Genomic DNA, 19,687 nt, shown 5'->3' on the forward strand with positions numbered 1-19,687 from the left:
ATCAGTAAGTTGGCAGCATCACCCGAAAAATGGGCTTTCGCTTTGCGCCTGACGCCACTCACGCCGTCTGCCTGAACGATATCCCCGAGCTAACCATTGACTATAACGTTCAGTTGCAAACGCTTTCGCTTACTGCGCCACTCAGTTCACTCGATCTTGCGACCACGCAGCTTAACTCCCCCGTGGAGACCGCGCCGACGGCGACAACATCACGCGGAGCGCTGCTCAATTACGATATCTATACCCAACAGGGGGATGAAAGCGCAATAAATACCTTCAGCGAATTCCGCGCTTTCAATGCTGCAGGCGTGCTCAGCACCACCCAGTTGACGCAGTATTCCACCGAGGAAAATGCGGATAACAGCGTTGAGCGACTCGATACCAGCTGGCGTACGTCATTTCCCGAAACGATGCTGGCGGTAACCGTTGGCGATACCCTGACCAGTTCACTTATCTGGTCCCGACCGACGCGTATCGGCGGCATTCAGATAGGAACCGATTTTGGTTTGCGGCCCTATATGCCAACCACCCCGCTCCCTGCATATCTTGGCTCCGCGACGTTGCCGTCAAACGTTGAGCTGTACGTCGACGGCGTCAGGTACTACAACGGAGAAGTCCCCGCGGGTAGCTTTCAGATCAACACAATGCCGAACATCAGCGGCGCGGGAACGGGTCAGGTAATGATGACGGATGCGCTGGGCAGAACGAGCGTACAAAATTTCTCGTTCTACAACGATCAGCAACTCCTGCGGGAAGGATTAACTGCCTGGTCTGCAGAATTGGGTACGGTACGCGAAAACTATGGTTACTCCTCTTTTGATTATGCCAGCGCACCGGTACTGAGCGGTACATGGCGTCGTGGGTTTAGCAATACGTTCACTGCCGGGACTCACGCTGAAACCAGCGATGGACTGATTAACGCGGGCTTCAGTAACGACTGGATCCCAGGCACCCGCAGCGGCACGTTTTCGACCTCAATTGCCGCAAGTACCGACGCAGGAAAGAACGGTTTTCTGTACAGTTTTGGTTATCGTTGGTCCGGCGAACGGTTTAATTTCAGTACCAGTACGACGGCCACTTCCGGCGATTATCGTGATGTCGCCACCCATTATGGCGAGCCGCCACCGACGCTTAACAGCAATACGGTCATTGGCTATTCGCTGGAGGCTGCCGGTAATGTCAGCCTGAGTTACCTGCAGTTTCGTTATCCGCACGAAAATGCGGTGCGCTACGCCAACGCCAGCTGGTTCAAATCGATTACCGACAACATTTCACTGAATGCCGGATTCAACCAAAACATCGACGATAACCGCGATCGCAGTCTCTATCTGATGGTGACAATGACCACTGATAACAATCTCAGTGCCAGCAGCACCCTACAACGCACCAATGATGAGACCGGCTACCAGCTCAACGCCAGCCTGACGCCTCCTGCCGACGGCGGTTGGGGCTGGAATCTGGCCGCAAGTCAGCAGGCTTCCCGGCAAAGCGGTCAGGGAGAAGTGGGATATCTGGGTCGTTATGGTAAAGCGTACGCGGGATTTAGCCGTTTACCGGATAACCATTACGGCTACGCAGGCGCCACCGGATCGCTTGTTACCATGGGCGGCGGCCTGTTTGCAGCACGTGAAATCAACAATGGCTTTGCCGTCGTATCAACTGACGGCGTTCCTGACGTCCCGATTAAATTACAAAATAACCTGATTGGTCGCAGCGACGACCAGGGGCTATTGCTGGTCACGCCGCTGAACAGTTATCAAAAAAACCTGATCAGTATTGACCCTATGGATCTCCCCGCCAATATGCGGATCGCACGCGTTGAGACGAATGCAACGCCTGCCGATCGTTCCGGTACATTGGTTAGCTTTGGCATTACCCCGGTGCGCGCTGCGCAGGTCATCCTCGTCGACAATCAGGGTAAACCCATTCCCGAAGGCAGCATGGCATACGCCATCAGCGGAGCAGGACAATCGTCTGTCGTTGGTTTTGATGGGATGACCTGGTTCGACACGCTGGAACAGCACAACGCGCTACGCGTTGAGACAGACACCGGCAGTTGTCGCGTGCAATTTGACTATCCCGCTTCCGCAAAGGGGATTGTGCAAATAGGTCCACTGGTTTGCCGGCCACACTAACAGGAGTGCGCTCATGAGGTTAAGGCATCTGTTACTCATCGCAGCCGTACTCTTTTGTCCGGCGATTAGCCATGCCGTAACCTGTTCGGTGAGCAATGTACAACCCATAAATTTGGGCTCAGTCAATCCGCTGTCTGCGACAGGCGCAACGTCATCAATGACGTTCAACTACACCTGCACCAAAGAGCTTGGCGACGCGCTGGCAGGGATCAACCTCTGTTTTAATATTGGCGCCTCAGCCGTCAGTGGCCAGGTGACACCCCGAAATATGTCATTAAACGGAACACCTGCCAGAACGCTGGCATACCAGCTTTACCAGGATGCCGGACACACCAAAGTCTGGGGGAGTCAGTATCAGTCGGGAACAACTTTTCCAATGGTACAGCTTAACCTGCTGAATCTGACGCCAGTGACGGGCTCACTCACGGTATCAGCACAGATTGTCACGCCACAAACCTCAGCGGTCCCCGGAAGCTATCAGGATAGCTATACGGCGGCGACAGCCCTTGTCACCCTCAATCCTGGATTGCTTTTCCCGCCGACCACCTGTGGCGATACCGTTGCCGCCAGGCTTCCCTTCACCGTATCGGCGACGGTCAGCAAACAGTGCAATATCACCTCTGCAACCAATATTAGCTTTGCGCCCGCCAGGGCAACCGGGCGTAACCTAACGGCTTCAAATACCGTGGGCGTAGCATGTTCCAATAACACGCCTTACACCATCGGACTTCAGCCCTCTAACGGCAATACGGCAGGCAGCGGCGTGATGGCCGGCACGGGGTCAAATACGGACAAGGTCCCCTACCAGCTTAGCTCGACGCCGGGGCCGTCCGGTACGGTTTGGGGCAATTCATCGCTCAATACTGTCGCGGGCAACGGTACGGGAACCACCACCACCTACCCGGTTTACGCCACCGTTCCCAGCGCGAACTACACGCCTGACAACTATACTGATACCGTTACCATCGCCGTGACCTACTGACCCCAGCTTAATCGCAATAAAGCAAATACATTTTATTATCATATTATTTACTTTTAGAGGTGCGTCATAAATCTGACAAATTGCGATTTTTATAAATCATGCATATTAAATTATCCAGCCAGCAAAAATACCGAAATATCAGCACAATCAAAGAATAACTATTCACTTCTCAGCTAAAGCCCACACGCTTCATGCCGATAAACCGTGTTAGCCGGACAGGCCATTCTATGAAATAAATGTTAAATTTAGGTTTATATGGTGTGATTCACTGTATACCACGGCCAAATTAAGAACATATTACTTTTATAACTAAGGTTTATCATGGATAAGTTATCTTACGCTTCAGATAGCAGCACATCTGCCTGGAATACCTACCTGCAACAAATCGAGCGTGTGGCCCCTTACCTGGGCGAACTTTCCCATTGGGTGGATACCCTGCGCCACCCAAAACGCGCGCTGATTGTCGATATCCCGGTGCAGATGGATGACGGTACTATCCGTCATTTTGAAGGGTATCGCGTGCAACATAACCTCTCCCGCGGGCCGGGCAAAGGCGGTGTGCGTTATCATCCTGATGTTGATCTTAATGAAGTGATGGCCCTGTCCGCATGGATGACCATCAAATGCGCGGCGTTGAACCTGCCGTACGGCGGTGCGAAAGGTGGCGTGCGCGTCGATCCGTTCTCGCTTTCCGAAGGTGAACTGGAGCGTTTAACCCGCCGTTATACCAGCGAAATCGGCATTATCATCGGGCCGCAGAAAGACATTCCTGCGCCGGATGTGGGGACTAACGGAAAGGTAATGGCCTGGATGATGGATACCTACTCCATGAACCACGGCACCACCGTGACCAGCGTGGTCACCGGTAAACCTATTCACCTCGGCGGCTCGTTAGGCCGTGATAAAGCCACCGGTCGTGGTGTTTTCGTCAGCGGTCTGGAAGTGGCGCGTCGTGCCAACATCGACGTTGAAGGCGCTCGCGTAGCGGTGCAAGGTTTTGGTAACGTCGGCAGCGAAGCCGCCCGCCTGTTCGCGGCAGCAGGAGCACGCGTGGTCGCGATTCAGGATCACACCGCAACGCTGTTTAACTCAACGGGTATCGACATGGCCGCGTTGTCTGCCTGGCAACTGGAGCACAAACAGATTGCCGGTTTCCCGGGCGCTGAAACCATTGCCAGCGAAGCCTTCTGGAGCCTGGAGATGGATATTCTGATCCCGGCCGCGCTCGAAGGCCAGATCACCCGTCACCGCGCGGAAACGCTGACCTGTAAACTGGTACTCGAAGGCGCTAACGGCCCAACCTATCCGGACGCCGACGACGTTCTGGCAAGCCGCGGTATCGTGGTTGTCCCAGACGTTGTTTGTAACGCCGGCGGCGTAACCGTCAGCTACTTCGAATGGGTTCAGGACATGGCTAGCTTCTTCTGGAGCGAAGAAGAGATTAACAATCGCATGGACAAAATCATGACCGATGCGATGGTACACGTGTGGGAAAAAGCGGCAGAGAAATCCTGCTCACTGCGTACGGCAGCCTACATTGTTGCCTGCGAACGCATTCTGTTGGCACGTAAAGATCGCGGAATTTATCCGGGCTAACGCCGAAATCGACCTTGCCTACAAACCACCTGCTCTGCAGGTGGTTTGTTTTCCATAAACACCCGTTAATCAGCTTCCCGGCCAAATACGGCCCAACCTCTCATTTTCGCTGTTTTATGCACCATGACGTTCCAATACGGAACATTATTATGTTGCTACGTTTCGTATTGAAACACCCATTGCAGCAATTTTCTTTTGCCAACCCGTGTGCAAAATTACCTTATCGGCAGCGAGCAGTCGCCGTGGCGTTGTATAACCCGATACCCTACATCAGATGCCTGCCCGAATCTGGCAGCCATCCAGGACTGTCTGCGGAGCATAAATAATGAAAAAATTGATTAACCGTGTTGAAGACGTACTGACTGAACAACTCACCGGACTGGCGAAAGCGTATCCTTCCCTGGCACTGCATCAGGATCCGGTATATGTCACCCGCGCAGATGCGCCGGTAATGGGCAAAGTGGCGCTGCTTTCCGGCGGCGGCAGCGGACACGAGCCTATGCACTGCGGCTATATTGGTCAGGGCATGCTCTCTGGTGCCTGCCCGGGTGAAATTTTTACCTCACCCACGCCGGATAAAATGTTCGAATGCGCCATGCAAATTGATGGCGGCGAAGGCGTACTGCTGATCATCAAAAATTACACCGGCGATATTCTTAATTTCGAAACCGCCACCGAGCTGTTGCATGAAAGCGGCGTCAAAGTCACCACCATGGTAGTGGATGACGACGTGGCGGTGAAAGACAGTCTGTATACCGCCGGTCGTCGTGGTGTGGCGAATACCGTATTGATCGAAAAACTGGTCGGCGCTGCCGCCGAACGCGGTGACTCACTGGAAGTCTGTGCAGCGCTGGGTCGTAAACTGAATAATCAGGGCCACTCCATTGGGATAGCCATTGGCGCCTGTACCGTTCCGGCCGCCGGACAACCGTCGTTCACGTTGCAGAATAACGAAATGGAGTTTGGCGTGGGTATCCACGGGGAACCGGGCATTGACCGCCGCACCTTCACTTCCCTCGATCAGACCGTTGATGAAATGTTCGATACCCTGCTGGAAAACGGCAACTACAGCCGTACGCTCCGCCACTGGGACAACGTTCAGGGCGCGTGGCAGGAAGGCAAAGAAAGCAAACGCGCGTTGCAAAGCGGCGATCGCGTCATTGCGCTGGTCAATAATCTCGGTGCAACGCCGCTGTCAGAACTCTTCGGCGTTTATAACCGCCTCGAAAGCCGTTGCCAGGACGCCGGCATCGTCATTGAGCGCAACCTGATCGGTTCTTACTGTACCTCTCTGGATATGACCGGCTTCTCAATCACCCTGTTACAGGTGGATGACGACACGCTGAGCTTATGGGATGCACCGGTTCACACCCCTGCTCTCAACTGGGGTAAATAAGGAGATACATGATGTCCCTCAACAGAACACAAATTGTTAACTGGCTCTATCGCTGCGGTGAGATCTTCACCACCGAAAGTGATTTTCTCACCGGTCTTGATCGGGAAATTGGTGATGCCGACCACGGTCTGAACATGCACCGCGGCTTTAGCAAAGTCGTCGAAAAGCTGCCGTCCATCGCCGATAAAGACATTGGTTTTATTTTGAAAAACACCGGCATGGTGCTGCTCTCAAGCGTCGGGGGGGCCAGCGGTCCACTGTTTGGTACCTTTTTTATCCGCGCCGCCCAGGTGACCCAGGCTCATCAAAGCCTGACGCTTGAGGAGTTGTATCAAATGATTCGTGATGGCGCAGAAGGTGTGATTAGCCGCGGTAAAGCTGAACCTGGCGACAAAACCATGTGCGATGTCTGGCTGCCGGTAGTGGAATCTTTACGCCAATCCTGCGAGCAAAAGCTGAGCGTACAGGCGGCGCTGGAAGCGGCAAGCCAACAAGCGGAAGCAGCAGCGCAAAGCACCATCACCATGCAGGCCCGCAAAGGCCGCGCCAGCTATCTCGGTGAGCGCAGCATTGGGCATCAGGATCCCGGCGCAACGTCCGTAATGTTTATGATGCAAATGCTGGCTCAGGCGTCCAGAGAGTAAGGATAAAGCGATGGTAAACCTGGTTATTGTTTCTCACAGCGCCCAGTTGGGCGAAGGCGTCGGCGCGCTAGCCCGGCAGATGTTAATGGGTGATGGTTGCAAAATCGCTATTGCCGCAGGCATTGACGATCCTGAGAATCCGATTGGCACCGATCCTATCAAGGTGATGGAAGCCATTGAGTCCGTGGCCGATACGGATCACGTGCTGGTGATGATGGATATCGGTAGTGCGCTATTGAGTGCGGAAACCGCGCTGGAACTGCTCGATCCGGCCATTGCCGCCAAAGTACGTTTGTGCGCCGCGCCGCTGGTCGAAGGCACGCTCGCCGCAACGGTTAGCGCTGCCGCAGGTGCTGACATCGAGCGGGTCATCTGTGATGCCATGAACGCCCTCGACGCCAAATGTGAGCAACTGGGTTTACCTTCGCCATCTGCAGCAAAGCCGACATCCGCCGAATTCGCGCCCGATGCAGATGCTCATTCAGTGGCCATTGTGGTGAAAAACCCAAACGGCATTCATGTGCGTCCGGCTTCACGGCTGGTTTCCGCGCTGTCTGGCTTTAACGCCGATATGTGGCTGGAGAAAAATGGCAAATGCGTCGTCCCTGATAGCCTGAATCAGATTGCCCTGCTGCAGGTACGCTGTAACGACACGCTGCGCCTGATTGCCAAGGGCGAACAGGCAGAGGATGCGCTGGCCGCATTCAAACAGCTGGCGGCTGAGAATTTTGGTGAATCACTCGAGCCCGCGCATGCTGATACCGTAGTGACGAAGGTTCCCTCACAGGTCACGGGGACGGCATTCTGTTACACACCGTTCTCACCACAGGTAAGCCAGCAGCCTGTAGCCTCACTCCAGATTGAGCAGCAACGGTTACGGGTCGCTATCCAAAGCACGCTGAACGACTTAAGCGAGCTAACCGCGCTTGCAGAAGAGAGATATTCCGCAGATATCGCCGCTATTTTCTCCGGTCACCACACGCTGTTGGACGATCCGGATCTGTTCGATATGGCCTGTGATCTAATGCGTGAAACGCAGTGCAGCGCGGCCTGGGCCTGGCATCACGTGCTGAGCGATCTCAGCCAGCAGTATTTACAGCTCGACGATCCTTACCTGCAGGCGCGATACATCGATATTGAAGATTTGTTGTCTCGTTCACTGCAGTATTTAACGGGAGAGACTGCACAAATTCCCGCGTTCATCCGCCCCACTATTTTGGTCGCGGAGGTCATCTATCCATCTACGGTGCTGCAACTCGATCCGAAGACCATCAAAGGCATCTGCCTGCGGGACGGGAGCGAAGCGTCCCACCCGGCGATTATCGCCCGTGCAATGGGGTTATGTTGGTTATGTCAGCAAGGCGAGGCCATCGAGAGTATCACGATGGGTGATACCCTGACCCTTGACAGCGTGGCCCAGCGGATAACCCGCGCGGGCTGATGTCGGTTGCACGCCCTTTCCCGACAAAGGGTGTGCATCTTTTCGATTCGCGTCGGGAAATGTCTGTTTATTCGCAAAATGGGGCGTCGATCACGCGCAACGGTCGATCCTGAACTAAGGTTTTCTCATGGTAAATGCCGCTGCTTCGGCACACCCTAAGGAGATTAACCGATGATAACGCCTGCAACTCGCCATCCAGGCCTGCTCTCTGTTGCAATAAAACTGACGCTCGCAAGCACCTTTTTTGCCCTTTCCTCTTTTGCCGTCAACGCCGAGGACGCGCCAACCGCAACGCCTCAGCCGCCTGATATTTTGCTTGGCCCACTGTTTAACGATGTACAAACGGCCAAACTGTTTCCTGACCAGAAAACCTTTGCTGACGCCGTTCCTAACAGCGATCCATTAATGATCCTTGCCGATTACCGGATGCAGAAAAATCAGTCCGGATTCGACTTACGTCATTTTGTGGAAGTGAATTTCACCTTGCCGAAAGCTGGCGAGAAATACGTCCCCCCAGCCGGGCAATCGCTGCGCGAGCATATTGATGGACTGTGGCCGGTACTCACCCGTTCGACAACCGACGCTGAAAAATGGGACTCTCTGCTGCCGCTCCCGGAGCCGTATGTCGTGCCTGGCGGGCGTTTTCGCGAAATATATTATTGGGACAGCTATTTCACCATGCTGGGGCTTGCCGAGAGCAATCACTGGGATAAGGTCTCCGACATGGTGGCAAACTTCGCTTACGAGATTGATTCCTGGGGACACATTCCTAACGGCAACCGCACCTACTATCTGAGCCGTTCTCAACCGCCATTCTTTGCCTTTATGGTGGAACTGCTGGCGCAGCATGAAGGGGATGACGCGCTGAAAAAATACCTCCCGCAGATGCTCAAAGAATACACCTACTGGATGGAAGGCGTCGAAACGCTCCAGCCCGGTCAGCAGAATAAGCGCGTGGTTAAACTGGATGACGGCACCATTTTGAATCGCTACTGGGATGACCGCGATACGCCGCGGCCAGAGTCCTGGGTGGAGGATATCGCCACAGCGAAAAGCAATCCGAACCGACCGGCCACAGAAATCTACCGCGACCTGCGTTCTGCCGCCGCGTCGGGTTGGGACTTTAGTTCCCGCTGGATGGATAACCCCAATCAACTAAGCACCCTGCGCACCACCAGCATCGTTCCGGTCGATCTCAATGCGTTGATGTACAAAATGGAAAAGATGATCGCCCTCGCCAGCAAGGCCGCCGGGGATAATGCCAAAGCTGCACAATATGAAGGCTTCGCTAATGCCCGACAAAAAGGGATCGAAAAGCACCTGTGGAACGACAAAGAAGGCTGGTATGCCGATTACGATCTGAAGAGCCACAAAGTACGTAACCAACTCACGGCCGCCGCCTTGTTCCCGTTGTATGTCAATGCAGCGGCAAAAGATCGCGCCAGTAAAGTGGCCGCGGCAACCCAGGCGCATTTGCTGCAACCCGGCGGCCTGGCCACCACGTCGGTGAAAAGCGGTCAGCAGTGGGATGCTCCCAACGGCTGGGCCCCGCTCCAGTGGGTCGCAGCATCCGGATTACAGAATTACGGTCAGGATAACGTCGCCATGGACGTAACCTGGCGATTCCTCACCAACGTGCAGCACACCTACGATCGTGAGAAAAAGCTGGTTGAAAAGTATGACGTGAGCAGCACAGGCACTGGCGGAGGCGGCGGCGAATATCCGTTGCAAGATGGTTTTGGCTGGACCAACGGCGTAACGCTTAAAATGCTCGACCTGATCTGCGCCAAAGAAAAGCCCTGTGACAGCGTGCCCGCTTCGCGCCCGGCCCCGGCAAGTACCACGCCAGTCGAGCCTAAAAAACAGGCTCAGCCGACGTCTTAATGCCGTTACCTGAAGCGTTTTACTCCCCGAATCCGCGCTGCGTCGCGGATTTTTTCTGGCTTATATTTCGCCATTCCTGTTGTCTCTACGCCATCTAGCCCTTATGGGGTATTCCGGGTTTTCATCCGTGAGAAATTGATTCTGAACATGTTTTTATTCGATGTATATGTAAATATATAGCGATTTTATCACCTTCAGGATAACAATTATGCCACTGACAAGATGGATGTTTGCCCAGCTTGTGGCATCTGCACTGCTGCTACGCCATCTTCCCGCCTTGGCTCAAACGCCGCTAACCGTTGCCGTTGGAGGCCACCCAGCGCCAGAGGCGACCCAACGCGTGGTCAGCGCAGGCGCACCCGCCGACATGCTGCTGCTGGCCGTCGCGCCGGAAAAACTGGTTGGTTTTTCATCCTTTGATTTTTCTCGTCAGACCGCCATCCCGTTTCACGAAGACATTCGGGCTTTACCGAAACTGGGCAAGCTGGCGGGACGCGCCAGCACACTCTCGCTTGAAGCGCTACTGGCGCTTAAACCCGACCTGGTGATTGACTGCGGCAATGCCGATGAAACCTGGCTTTCTCAGGCCAGACAAGTGAATGCGCAAACGCAAATTCCCTGGCTGCTGATTAATGGCGAACTCCGGCTCAGCCCGCAACAGCTACTCGCGGCAGGTGAAGCGCTGGGAGTCGCAACGCGGGCAAGGACTCAGGCCAAACTGGCCCAGCGTTTTATTGATGAAGCCCTCGCGTTTTCACACTCTCCCGCAGCAAAGCTGCGTTTTTATGCCGCGCGCGGCGCCCGCGGACTTGAAACAGGATTACAAGGTTCATTGCATACCGAAGCGGCAGAACTACTGGGATTACACAATGTGGCGCAAATTCCTGGGCGGCACGGGCTGGCGCAGGTTTCAATGGAAAACCTGTTGAGCTGGCAGCCCGATATTATTCTGGTACAGGATGCGATTACGGCACAGTACCTGCGAGAAGATCCCGTCTGGCAAGGAGTCAAAGCGGTTGCCGACCGGCGCATTCTGTTTCTCAGCGGCCTGCCGTTTGGCTGGCTGGACGCGCCTCCCGGCATCAATCGTTTGCTGGGGTTACGCCGTCTGCATGCCTGGCTTGATCCACAGGTTGAAGCGGGCTTTAAAACCGATATGCAGCGCTACAGTGAACTGTTCTGGCACACCACGTTAAGCGACGCACAGTATCAACAACTGGTGAGCGTCTGATGAAAACATCTACCCTCGGTTTTCTGATGATTACGACGGTGGTGCTTTGCGCGAGCATCGCCGCGGTGTCGGGTGCTTATCGCCTCGATGCACAACAGGTTGTGGATCTTATTGCAGGCAGGGATGGCGTCCCGATGCAGGACAAAATCGTCTTCTGGCAAATCCGACTGCCACGCATTCTGGCTGCATTGTTACTCGGCGCAGCGCTGGCTGGTGCAGGAACCACCTATCAGGGAATGTTCCGTAACCCACTGGTTTCGCCGGATATCCTCGGCGTGGCGGCCGGTGCCGGTTTGGGCGCCTGTACGGCAATCCTGCTGGGGCTACCAATCCTGTTTATTCAGCTGTATGCGTTCACTGGCGGTTTGTTAGTGGTCGCCGGTGTCTGGCTGATTACCCGGCGAGTCAAGCGTCACGATCCGGTGTTAACGCTGGTGCTGGTCGGGATTGCGCTGGGTACGGTCTGCGGCGCGGGAATCTCGCTCATCAAAACGCTGGCCGACCCGTATACCCAACTCCCGTCGATCACCTTCTGGCTGCTCGGCGGTTTATCGACAATTACTCTGCACGATCTGTGGTTCTCAGCACCGCTGATCCTTGCTGGACTGGTCCCGTTATTGCTGCTGCGCTGGCGCATGAACCTGCTCACTCTGTCGGATGATGAAGCCCGATCGCTTGGGATCAACGTCTCCCGACTGCGGCTGGGACTGATCGTCTGCGCAACGTTAGTCACCGCCTGTACCGTCGCCATTGCCGGCATTATCGGCTGGATTGGACTGGTGGTGCCGCACATCGGCAGACTCCTCAGCGGGAATAACCACCAGCAGTTACTGCCGGTGTCCATGGGGATCGGCGCCATTTTACTCCTGCTCACCGACACCCTCGCCCGCACGCTGAGCCGCACGGAAATCCCGCTGGGGATCCTGACTGCATTTATTGGCGCACCGTTCTTTTTGCTGCTTTTGCTGCGGGGAAACCGCCCATGACGCTATTACTCGTGCGCCACGCGTCGCTGGGATACCACAGTAAACAACCCGTGTTACGTGATATCTCCTTTCAGGTTTCGCCCGGTTCTGTCTGTTGTCTGATTGGTGCTAACGGCAGCGGTAAAACCACCCTGATGCGCACCATTCTCGGCGTTCTTCCGCCGCTTCGCGGTGACATTCTGCTTGATGGCGTCGCGGTGAATCATCTCAGCGATCGGGAACGCGCCGCAGCCATCGCCTGGGTTCCTCAGGCGCACGACGGCGCGTTTGCCTTCACCGCGCTGGACATGGTGATGATGGGACTGGCCCCGCAACTGGCGGCATTTGCGGTTCCCGGCGCTAAAGAGCGTGAAATTGCACATCAGCAACTGGCGATGCTGGAGATTTCTCACCTGGCACTTCGACGCTGGAACACCCTGAGCGGCGGCGAACGGCAACTGGTGTTGATCGCTCGCGCGCTGGCGCAACGTCCGCGTCTTTTATTGCTGGATGAACCCGCATCCAGCCTTGATTTTGGGCATCAAATCCGTCTGCTCGACAGGCTGGTGACGCTGAAAAATTCCGGTATGGCCCTGCTGATGTCGACCCATCACCCGTTGCACGCCCGGGCAATCGCCGACAGCGTGGTACGGGTTGAACCAAACGGCGAGGTGTCGCAGGGGCTGCCTGAACATCAGCTCGCCGCCGACCGCCTGGCCGCGCTGTATCGCGTTACACCGTCACAAATTACCCACCATCTTTATGGTTCACTCAATTAAGGAATACTCATGCTCATTGACGACATTGATTTTGCCGATCTTTACCGTAAGCAATTACAGTTGGCGAACAGAACCGAGAAAAAGCCGGAGCACTGGGACAAACGTGCGGAAAAAATGGCGGAGAATTGCGCCTCATTAACCGACAGCTATCTGCTGCAACTGCTGGGGAAAATCGACCTGCAAGGTGCAGAGTCGCTGTTTGATATGGGTTGCGGCCCCGGTACAGTCTCGCTGGCGCTGGCTAAAAAAATGCCAATAATTTACGGCGTAGATTACAGCCAGGGAATGCTGAGCGTAGCTGCCCGCCGCGCCGCACAAATGAACGCCCGTCACGTACAATGGGTGCAACGAGCCTGGGAAGAGCACTGGGATGATTTACCCCAGTGCGATATCGCCGTCGCCTCGCGCTCCACGCTGGTTGCCGATATGCGCCAGGCAATGAGCAAGCTGAATAATCAGGCCCGGCTGCGGGTTTATACCACCCACCTTGTCAGTTCATCTTTCGTTTCTCCCACCATTCAGCGCGCACTTGGCCGCGAAGTGATTGAACTGCCCAACTATATCTATGCGCTTAATGTTCTGTATCAGATGGGGATCCACGCGCACGTTGATTTTATCCGCGGTCCCAACTGTCAGCAGGACAACAGCATCTGGACGCGTTTTCTGGAAAACGTGCGCTGGAGTATGGGTGAACTGAGCGCAGACGAGGTCGAACGTCTGGAAAACTGGTATCAACAGCAGGATCCACGCGCTATTGCCCCCGCCAGCCGTGACTGGGCGCTTATCTGGTGGGACAGCATCCCGCGGGAGGCGCTGCGATGATCTACTTTTCGCAGGCGCAAATTGACGCGCTGCTGCTGGAAGATATTCAGGGCGGCGATCTGACCACCCGCGCGCTGGGTATCGGCGCCCAACCAGGCGTCATCGAGTTTAACCATCGCCAGGGCGGATGCGTTAGCGGTACCGCTGTTGCCAGACAAATGCTGACTTCATTGGGATTAACCGTCACCGATATTTTGTCCGATGGCGAACGGGCGAACGCCGGACAGCGACTGATTCGCGCACACGGACCAGCGGCGGCGCTGCACCAGGGCTGGAAAGCGGTACAAAATGTACTGGAGTGGAGCTGCGGCGTGTCGGGCTATCTCGTCGAGATGCTGAGCATGCTGCATCAACGCTATCCCGATGGGCAGATTGCCTGCACCCGCAAAGCCATTCCCGGTACGCGTTTACTGGCGACTCAGGCAATACTTGCCGCCGGGGGCATTATCCATCGGGGAGGATGCGCCGAAACGGTACTGCTGTTTGCTAATCACCGCCGTTTTCTTACCAACCCAAACGACTGGACAGGCGCGATTGCGCGCTTACGCAGCCATGCGCCAGAAAAAAAGATCGTGGTCGAAGCGGATACGCCAGATGAGGCATTGACCGCCCTACGCGCCGCCCCTGATGTCTTACAACTCGACAAATTTACCCCCGAGCAGGCGGCAGAAATTGCCCGTCAGGCCCCTGCTCTGGCCCCCCATTGCACGCTGGCACTGACCGGCGGCATTACCCTCGCCTCGCTGGCGGGTTATCTCGACTGCGGTATCAGACTCTTTATCACTTCCGCGCCTTACTACGCTCCACCTGCGGATATCAAAGTGAGCCTGAGCCCGGACGCACGTGGCCTATAACATCAAAAAATGGACTAAAAATAATGAATTTCAACAAAAGTTGTCTTTACACAGCCCTGTCGTTTGCTTTCGCGCACAGTGCTTTTGCTGGGCAGGAAAGCGAAACCATGACCGTCTGGTCTAGTCCGGTCTCCGCGGCAACCACCACGGTTCTCGGCCAGGAAACGATACAACAGCTGGATAAACAGAACGTAGCGCAGGCGCTGAGCGTCGTCCCCGGCGTCGTGCTGCAAAAGTCAGGCAACCGCAACGAGCAACAGGTAAAAGTGCGCGGATTTGACAGCCGTCAGGTTCCCGTCTTTTTCGACGGCGTGCCGGTATACATCCCCTATGACGGCAACCTCGATTTAGGCCGTTTTCTGACATCCGATATCGCTTCGGTTGAAGTCTCCAAAGGCTACTCGTCTCTGTTACAGGGGCCAAACCAGATGGGCGGCGCCATCAATATCACTACAAAAAAACCGACCAAACCGCTTGAAGGCAGCATTGGCTATCGCCAGGGCTGGAGTCGCAGCAAAGACAACGCCCACGATATGCACGCTTCATTTGGCGCCAGTAACGATCTCGGCTATATCCAGCTCAGCGGCAGTCAGCTGAAGCAGGATTTTCTTGGTTTACCGCATGGCGTGGACAACCCGGTTGCGGGCAGTCACGGCAAGATGATCAACTCTTCCGCTGATGACAAGCGTGGCATCGTGAAGCTGGGCTTTACCCCTCGTGGAGATGATGAATATGTGCTGACCTATATAAATCAGGACGGTGAAAAAGATAATCCACCGTACGCCGGAACCAGCAGCCAGAAATCACGCTACTGGCAATGGCCACAATACGATAAAGAGAGCTATTACTATCAGGGAACCACGCATCTGGGCGACCGTTTTACTCTGAAAAGCCGTCTGTATCGCGACACCTTTGAAAATACGTTGATGATGTACAACTCGCTGGCCGATCTGAAAAATAAGAAAGGCAGCTACAGCCATTATTCGGACTATAGCGATGGGGCTGGCCTGCAGCTCGCTGCGGATATGCGAGAAAACGATCTGCTCTCTTTCGCCATGAACTGGAAGGACGATGTTCACCGCGAGAAAGGCGCACCGAATGCGGCTTACGACCGCTACGAAGACCGCACCTGGTCCGTAGCCAGTGAATACCAGTGGGCTGCGGCGGATAATGTCGATGTGGTGGCGGGAATAAGCTATGACTGGCGAGACAGTCTGGAAGGTATGAAGCACGAGAAAAACGGCAGCGTCACGCACTACGATGACAACAATCAGTCGGCCTTTAACTGGCAGGTGATGACCAAATACCACTTTGAAAATTCAGACACATTAGCGCTGTCTTACTCTGACAGAACGCGTTTCCCAACGTTAAAAGAACGCTACACGACCTCGAAACCGGCCTATAACCAGGTGGCCTTGGTCAATCCACAGCTTAAACCGGAGCGCGCCCGCAGCGTCGACCTGACATGGAATGGTTCACTTAGCCAGAATTGGGGATTCGAAGCCAGCGTGTATTACAACCGCATCAGCGACGCGATTCTTTCGCACAATATTGATGCCGACACCATCCAGAACCAAAACAGTGGTCGGGTGGATTACACCGGCCTGGATGCAGGCGTTAAAGGTAAAATTTTTGATATGCTGGACGTCGGGCTGAGCTACGGCCTTATTCATGCGGACGCCAAACGCAGCGATATCGGTAAGATTACCGATCTGCCGACGCAAACCCTGACCGCCTGGATGACGCTGAAACCGTGGGAGCCACTCAGCATTACGCTGTCCGAAGAGGCCCGTTCGTCAAGCTATAGCAATACCGACGGCTCGCAGAAAGCCGCTGGTTTCGCCATTACCCATTTGCGCGCTGATTACGCCATTGGCCACGGGTTTAGCGTTAACGCTTCGGTCAATAACCTGTTCGATACGCAGTACGTTTACAGTGAAGGATTTATTGAAGAGGGGCGTAATTACTGGGCGGGTATTGAGTATCAGTTCTGACTTAACAATGCAGAAAAACGGCCCCGTTAGGGGCCGTTCGATTAATCTCGTCGTACAAGCCGAAAGACACCCAGCACAACAATCGCGCCGACCACGGCCACCAGGAAGCTGTGGAGATTAAACCCGCTGATATCGCCGCCGATACCGAACATCGTAGCCAGCCATCCACCGACCACAGCACCGATAATACCGAGAATGCAGGTCAGGATAAATCCACCGCCATCGCGCCCCGGCATAATCAGTTTGGCGATAACCCCCGCAATCAGACCAAAAATAATCCAGGTAATAATTCCCATTTCCAGGCCCTCTTTCCAGTGAACGCACGCGCAAGACATTCTTGCGCCAGCACGTTAAGTATAGGCAAGCCATCGCTACGTGCTTTTTCCCTCAGACTTAATTCATTGGGTTTGGTAAAAAATTTCATCCATTTGTATTAAGTTCCGTTGATTGATGCCGATAATCCAACGATAAACCAGGCATCCAGGAGTCATTAGGTGTGAGTAACTACAATGAGCAGTTCCTGAAGCAAAATCCATTAGCGGTGTTAGGCGTACTCCGGGACTTAAATTCGCAGCAGGTTCCGCTGCGTATCTCCTGGTCAGGTGGCCAGTTCATCAGCAAAATACTGGCGGTCAGCCCGGACGAACTGATCATGGATTTTGGTAGTCAGGAATATGAAAACCAGGCCGTGCAGCGAGCCAATCAAATTACGATTATCGCCGAAACGCAGGGAGCCAAAGTGGAGTTCACCCTGCCACAGCTGAAAAAAGGCGAATACCAGCGGCTACCCGCATTTATCTCATCATTGCCGCCATCTCTGTGGTTCGTCCAGCGTCGGGAATATTTCCGTATCGGTGCTCCACTGCATCCCCCCTATCGCTGCACGGTAAAAATGCCAGATAACAGCACGCTGTGTTTTCGCTTATTCGATTTGTCTCTTGGCGGTATGGGCGGGCTGTTAGAAACGGCAAAACCAGAGGGACTGGTAGAAGGCATGCGCTTTTCACAGGTTGAACTGAACATGGAGCAATGGGGAGTGTATCAGGTGGACGCCCAGCTAATTTCCATTAGCGAACGCAAAGTTATCGACGGGAAAAACGAAACAATTACCACTCCCCGCCTGAGCTTTCGTTTTCTCAACGTCGGCCCGGCGGTGGAGCGTAACCTACAGCGGATTATTTTTTCCCTCGAGCGCGAGGCCCGGGAAAAGTCGAATAAGGTGCGCGATTAGCATCACCTGAATTACATCACATCCAGCGCTTGTTGAAGCTTCCAGATATAGCGCGGAGCCTGCGGCGCCGGATGATTATCCGCAACATGTTCAATAAATTCATCCGGGCTGAGATCGTTTATCTTATTAATGGCTTTTTTCCTGTCGGAGGAGAACGTTCGCAGCAGCGCGCCCGCACCGTTGGCGTACGATACCACCAGCGCATATTGCATCACCTGCGGATCTTTGATCCCGGCCAGCGGCCCGGTCTCAAGAATGCTCAGGTATGCGGCCCCCATCGAGATATTGCGCTCAGGATTTTTCAGCTCGCTGGTCGACGGCTCGCCACTCCACCCCATGCGACGATAAACATCACGCCCTGACGTCGAGGCTTTTAACTGCATCAGGCCAATCGCATTAGACTTACTGACCGCATTCGGGTTTCCACCTGATTCAATGGCGATAATAGCGGTAATCAATTGTGGACTGACACCCCAGGCCGCACCGGCTTTTTCGCTGATCGGCATCCATTGCATTGCGCGTTTAACCGGAACTTCAGCATTCCACGGCGGATTTTTGTAATCCTGTTTTGAACTACAGCCCGCAAGTAATACAACCAAAAAAGCAAACCATCTCAATTTCACGTCATCTATCCTTATAGCCGGAACCTGTCGCTGAGGTGACAACGACATACCTACGCGGCATGATATACATTTGGTTTTAGTTGTAGCAAGGAAATGCCATGTCCCGGTTTCACTTAATTGCCCCGTCGGGCTACTGTATCAACCAGCAGGCTGCCTTACGCGGGCTGGCGCGTCTTACTGAGGCCGGTCATCAGGTCGACAATTCAGCGGTCATTGCGCGCCGCTGCCAGCGTTTTGCGGGTACAGAAGCAGAACGGCTTGCTGATGTGAACGCGCTCGTAAATCTGAACACGCCCGATACCATTGTGATGGCAGTACGCGGCGGCTATGGCGCGAGCCGTTTACTGGCAGAGATTGACTGGCAGGCGCTGGCGAACCGTCAGCAACACAACCCGCTGCTGCTGTGCGGACACAGCGATTTTACCGCGATCCAGTGTGGTCTGCTGGCGCAGGGGAATGTGATTAGCTTCAGCGGCCCGATGCTGGCGGCTAACTTTGGCGCCGAGGAGATGAACGCATTTACCGAGCACCATTTCTGGCAGGCTGTTCGCAATGCCCAATTTACCCTCGAGTGGCAAGGTAACGGTCCGGCATGTGCGACCGAAGGTACGCTATGGGGCGGAAATCTGGCGATGCTCATTTCTCTGATGGGCACGCCGTGGATGCCCGCTATCGAAAACGGCATTTTGGTGCTGGAAGACATTAACGAGCATCCTTTTCGCATTGAACGCATGCTGCTGCAACTGTATCACGCAGGAATACTGGCCCGACAAAACGCCATTATCCTCGGCAGTTTTAGCGGCAGCGCACCTAATGATTACGACGCGGGTTACAGTCTTGACTCAGTTTGTGATTTTCTACGCGCCAGGTTATCGGTTCCGGTGATCGACGGCCTCGATTTTGGTCATGAACAACGCACCGTCACCTTGCCGTTGGGGGCCAGAGCGGTACTGAAAAATGATAAAAACGGCGCTCAGCTCACCTTAAGTGGGCATCCGGTACTTAAATCGTAAAAAAAGCGGTTAACAGGGCTAAGTAAAACGCTGTTTCTGTCGTTATTATGTTAGGGTTTATAAATACGAAACAGCGTAATTCAGGAGTAACCGAACG

General features: G+C 54.5%; 16 protein-coding genes and 1 pseudogene. 15 read left to right on the top strand and 2 right to left on the bottom strand.

Annotated elements, in window-relative coordinates:
* Positions 1 to 26: 26 nt before the first annotated feature.
* The 13 genes and pseudogenes from GPJ68_RS13335 to GPJ68_RS13395 form a co-directional block, all read left to right on the top strand.
* Positions 27 to 2,135, top strand: a pseudogene (locus GPJ68_RS13335) (fimbria/pilus outer membrane usher protein); the annotation flags it as partial.
* Positions 2,136 to 2,148: 13 nt separating this feature from the next.
* Positions 2,149 to 3,117, top strand: coding sequence for a spore coat protein U domain-containing protein (locus GPJ68_RS13340; protein WP_104651337.1), 969 nt, complete (start codon positions 2,149 to 2,151; stop codon positions 3,115 to 3,117).
* A 321-nt stretch (positions 3,118 to 3,438) separates the two neighbouring features.
* Positions 3,439 to 4,713 carry a Glu/Leu/Phe/Val dehydrogenase gene (locus GPJ68_RS13345; RefSeq protein ID WP_016153352.1) on the top strand — a complete coding sequence of 425 codons (1,275 nt, stop codon included), beginning with the start codon at positions 3,439 to 3,441 and terminating at the stop codon, positions 4,711 to 4,713.
* 325 nt (positions 4,714 to 5,038) lie between these two features.
* Entirely contained in the window at positions 5,039 to 6,109 is a 1,071-nt protein-coding gene (dhaK, locus tag GPJ68_RS13350) for a dihydroxyacetone kinase subunit DhaK (RefSeq protein ID WP_104651338.1), read from the top strand.
* Between the two features lie 11 nt (positions 6,110 to 6,120).
* Entirely contained in the window at positions 6,121 to 6,753 is a 633-nt protein-coding gene (gene dhaL, locus GPJ68_RS13355) for a dihydroxyacetone kinase subunit DhaL (RefSeq protein ID WP_016153354.1), read from the top strand.
* Positions 6,754 to 6,763: 10 nt separating this feature from the next.
* Positions 6,764 to 8,194, top strand: coding sequence for a dihydroxyacetone kinase phosphoryl donor subunit DhaM (dhaM, locus tag GPJ68_RS13360; protein ID WP_104651339.1), 1,431 nt, complete (start codon positions 6,764 to 6,766; stop codon positions 8,192 to 8,194).
* 171 nt (positions 8,195 to 8,365) lie between these two features.
* On the top strand, positions 8,366 to 10,078 hold the full coding sequence (locus GPJ68_RS13365) for an alpha,alpha-trehalase (RefSeq protein ID WP_104651340.1): 1,713 nt from the start codon (positions 8,366 to 8,368) through the stop codon (positions 10,076 to 10,078).
* 208 nt (positions 10,079 to 10,286) lie between these two features.
* Complete coding sequence (locus GPJ68_RS13370) at positions 10,287 to 11,309, top strand: ABC transporter substrate-binding protein (RefSeq protein ID WP_180836712.1); 1,023 nt, start codon at positions 10,287 to 10,289, stop codon at positions 11,307 to 11,309.
* 26 nt (positions 11,310 to 11,335) lie between these two features.
* Entirely contained in the window at positions 11,336 to 12,295 is a 960-nt protein-coding gene (locus GPJ68_RS13375; RefSeq protein WP_369707202.1) for a FecCD family ABC transporter permease, read from the top strand.
* Positions 12,292 to 13,053 carry an ABC transporter ATP-binding protein gene (locus GPJ68_RS13380; protein ID WP_104651341.1) on the top strand — a complete coding sequence of 254 codons (762 nt, stop codon included), beginning with the start codon at positions 12,292 to 12,294 and terminating at the stop codon, positions 13,051 to 13,053. The genes GPJ68_RS13375 and GPJ68_RS13380 overlap by 4 nt, the downstream gene beginning before the upstream one ends.
* 9 nt (positions 13,054 to 13,062) lie before the next feature.
* Positions 13,063 to 13,875 carry a class I SAM-dependent methyltransferase gene (locus tag GPJ68_RS13385; RefSeq protein WP_094761114.1) on the top strand — a complete coding sequence of 271 codons (813 nt, stop codon included), beginning with the start codon at positions 13,063 to 13,065 and terminating at the stop codon, positions 13,873 to 13,875.
* Entirely contained in the window at positions 13,872 to 14,729 is an 858-nt protein-coding gene (gene modD / locus GPJ68_RS13390; RefSeq protein WP_104651342.1) for a ModD protein, read from the top strand. The genes GPJ68_RS13385 and modD overlap by 4 nt, the downstream gene beginning before the upstream one ends.
* A gap of 23 nt (positions 14,730 to 14,752) precedes the next feature.
* Positions 14,753 to 16,723 (top strand): TonB-dependent siderophore receptor, encoded by a 1,971-nt coding sequence (locus GPJ68_RS13395; RefSeq protein WP_104651343.1) that lies wholly within the window; start codon positions 14,753 to 14,755, stop codon positions 16,721 to 16,723.
* Between the two features lie 41 nt (positions 16,724 to 16,764).
* Here the strand turns inward: GPJ68_RS13395 and GPJ68_RS13400 are convergent, their stop codons facing one another.
* Positions 16,765 to 17,019, bottom strand: coding sequence for a GlsB/YeaQ/YmgE family stress response membrane protein (locus tag GPJ68_RS13400; protein WP_016153363.1), 255 nt, complete (start codon positions 17,017 to 17,019; stop codon positions 16,765 to 16,767).
* Between the two features lie 200 nt (positions 17,020 to 17,219).
* On the opposite strand from GPJ68_RS13400, the gene ycgR reads away from it, so the two are divergent.
* Positions 17,220 to 17,954 (top strand): flagellar brake protein YcgR, encoded by a 735-nt coding sequence (ycgR, locus tag GPJ68_RS13405; RefSeq protein WP_016153364.1) that lies wholly within the window; start codon positions 17,220 to 17,222, stop codon positions 17,952 to 17,954.
* A gap of 11 nt (positions 17,955 to 17,965) precedes the next feature.
* Here the strand turns inward: ycgR and emtA are convergent, their stop codons facing one another.
* Positions 17,966 to 18,577 (bottom strand): membrane-bound lytic murein transglycosylase EmtA, encoded by a 612-nt coding sequence (gene emtA, locus GPJ68_RS13410; RefSeq protein WP_080859670.1) that lies wholly within the window; start codon positions 18,575 to 18,577, stop codon positions 17,966 to 17,968.
* Positions 18,578 to 18,675: 98 nt separating this feature from the next.
* Between emtA and ldcA the strand changes: the two genes are divergently transcribed.
* Positions 18,676 to 19,590, top strand: a complete 915-nt coding sequence (gene ldcA / locus GPJ68_RS13415; protein ID WP_016156781.1) for a muramoyltetrapeptide carboxypeptidase — start codon at positions 18,676 to 18,678, stop codon at positions 19,588 to 19,590.
* The last annotated feature ends 97 nt before the right edge of the window (positions 19,591 to 19,687 follow it).

It is taken from the genome of Citrobacter sp. 172116965 (assembly GCF_013458095.1).
In the GTDB taxonomy this organism is placed as follows: domain Bacteria; phylum Pseudomonadota; class Gammaproteobacteria; order Enterobacterales; family Enterobacteriaceae; genus Citrobacter; species Citrobacter braakii.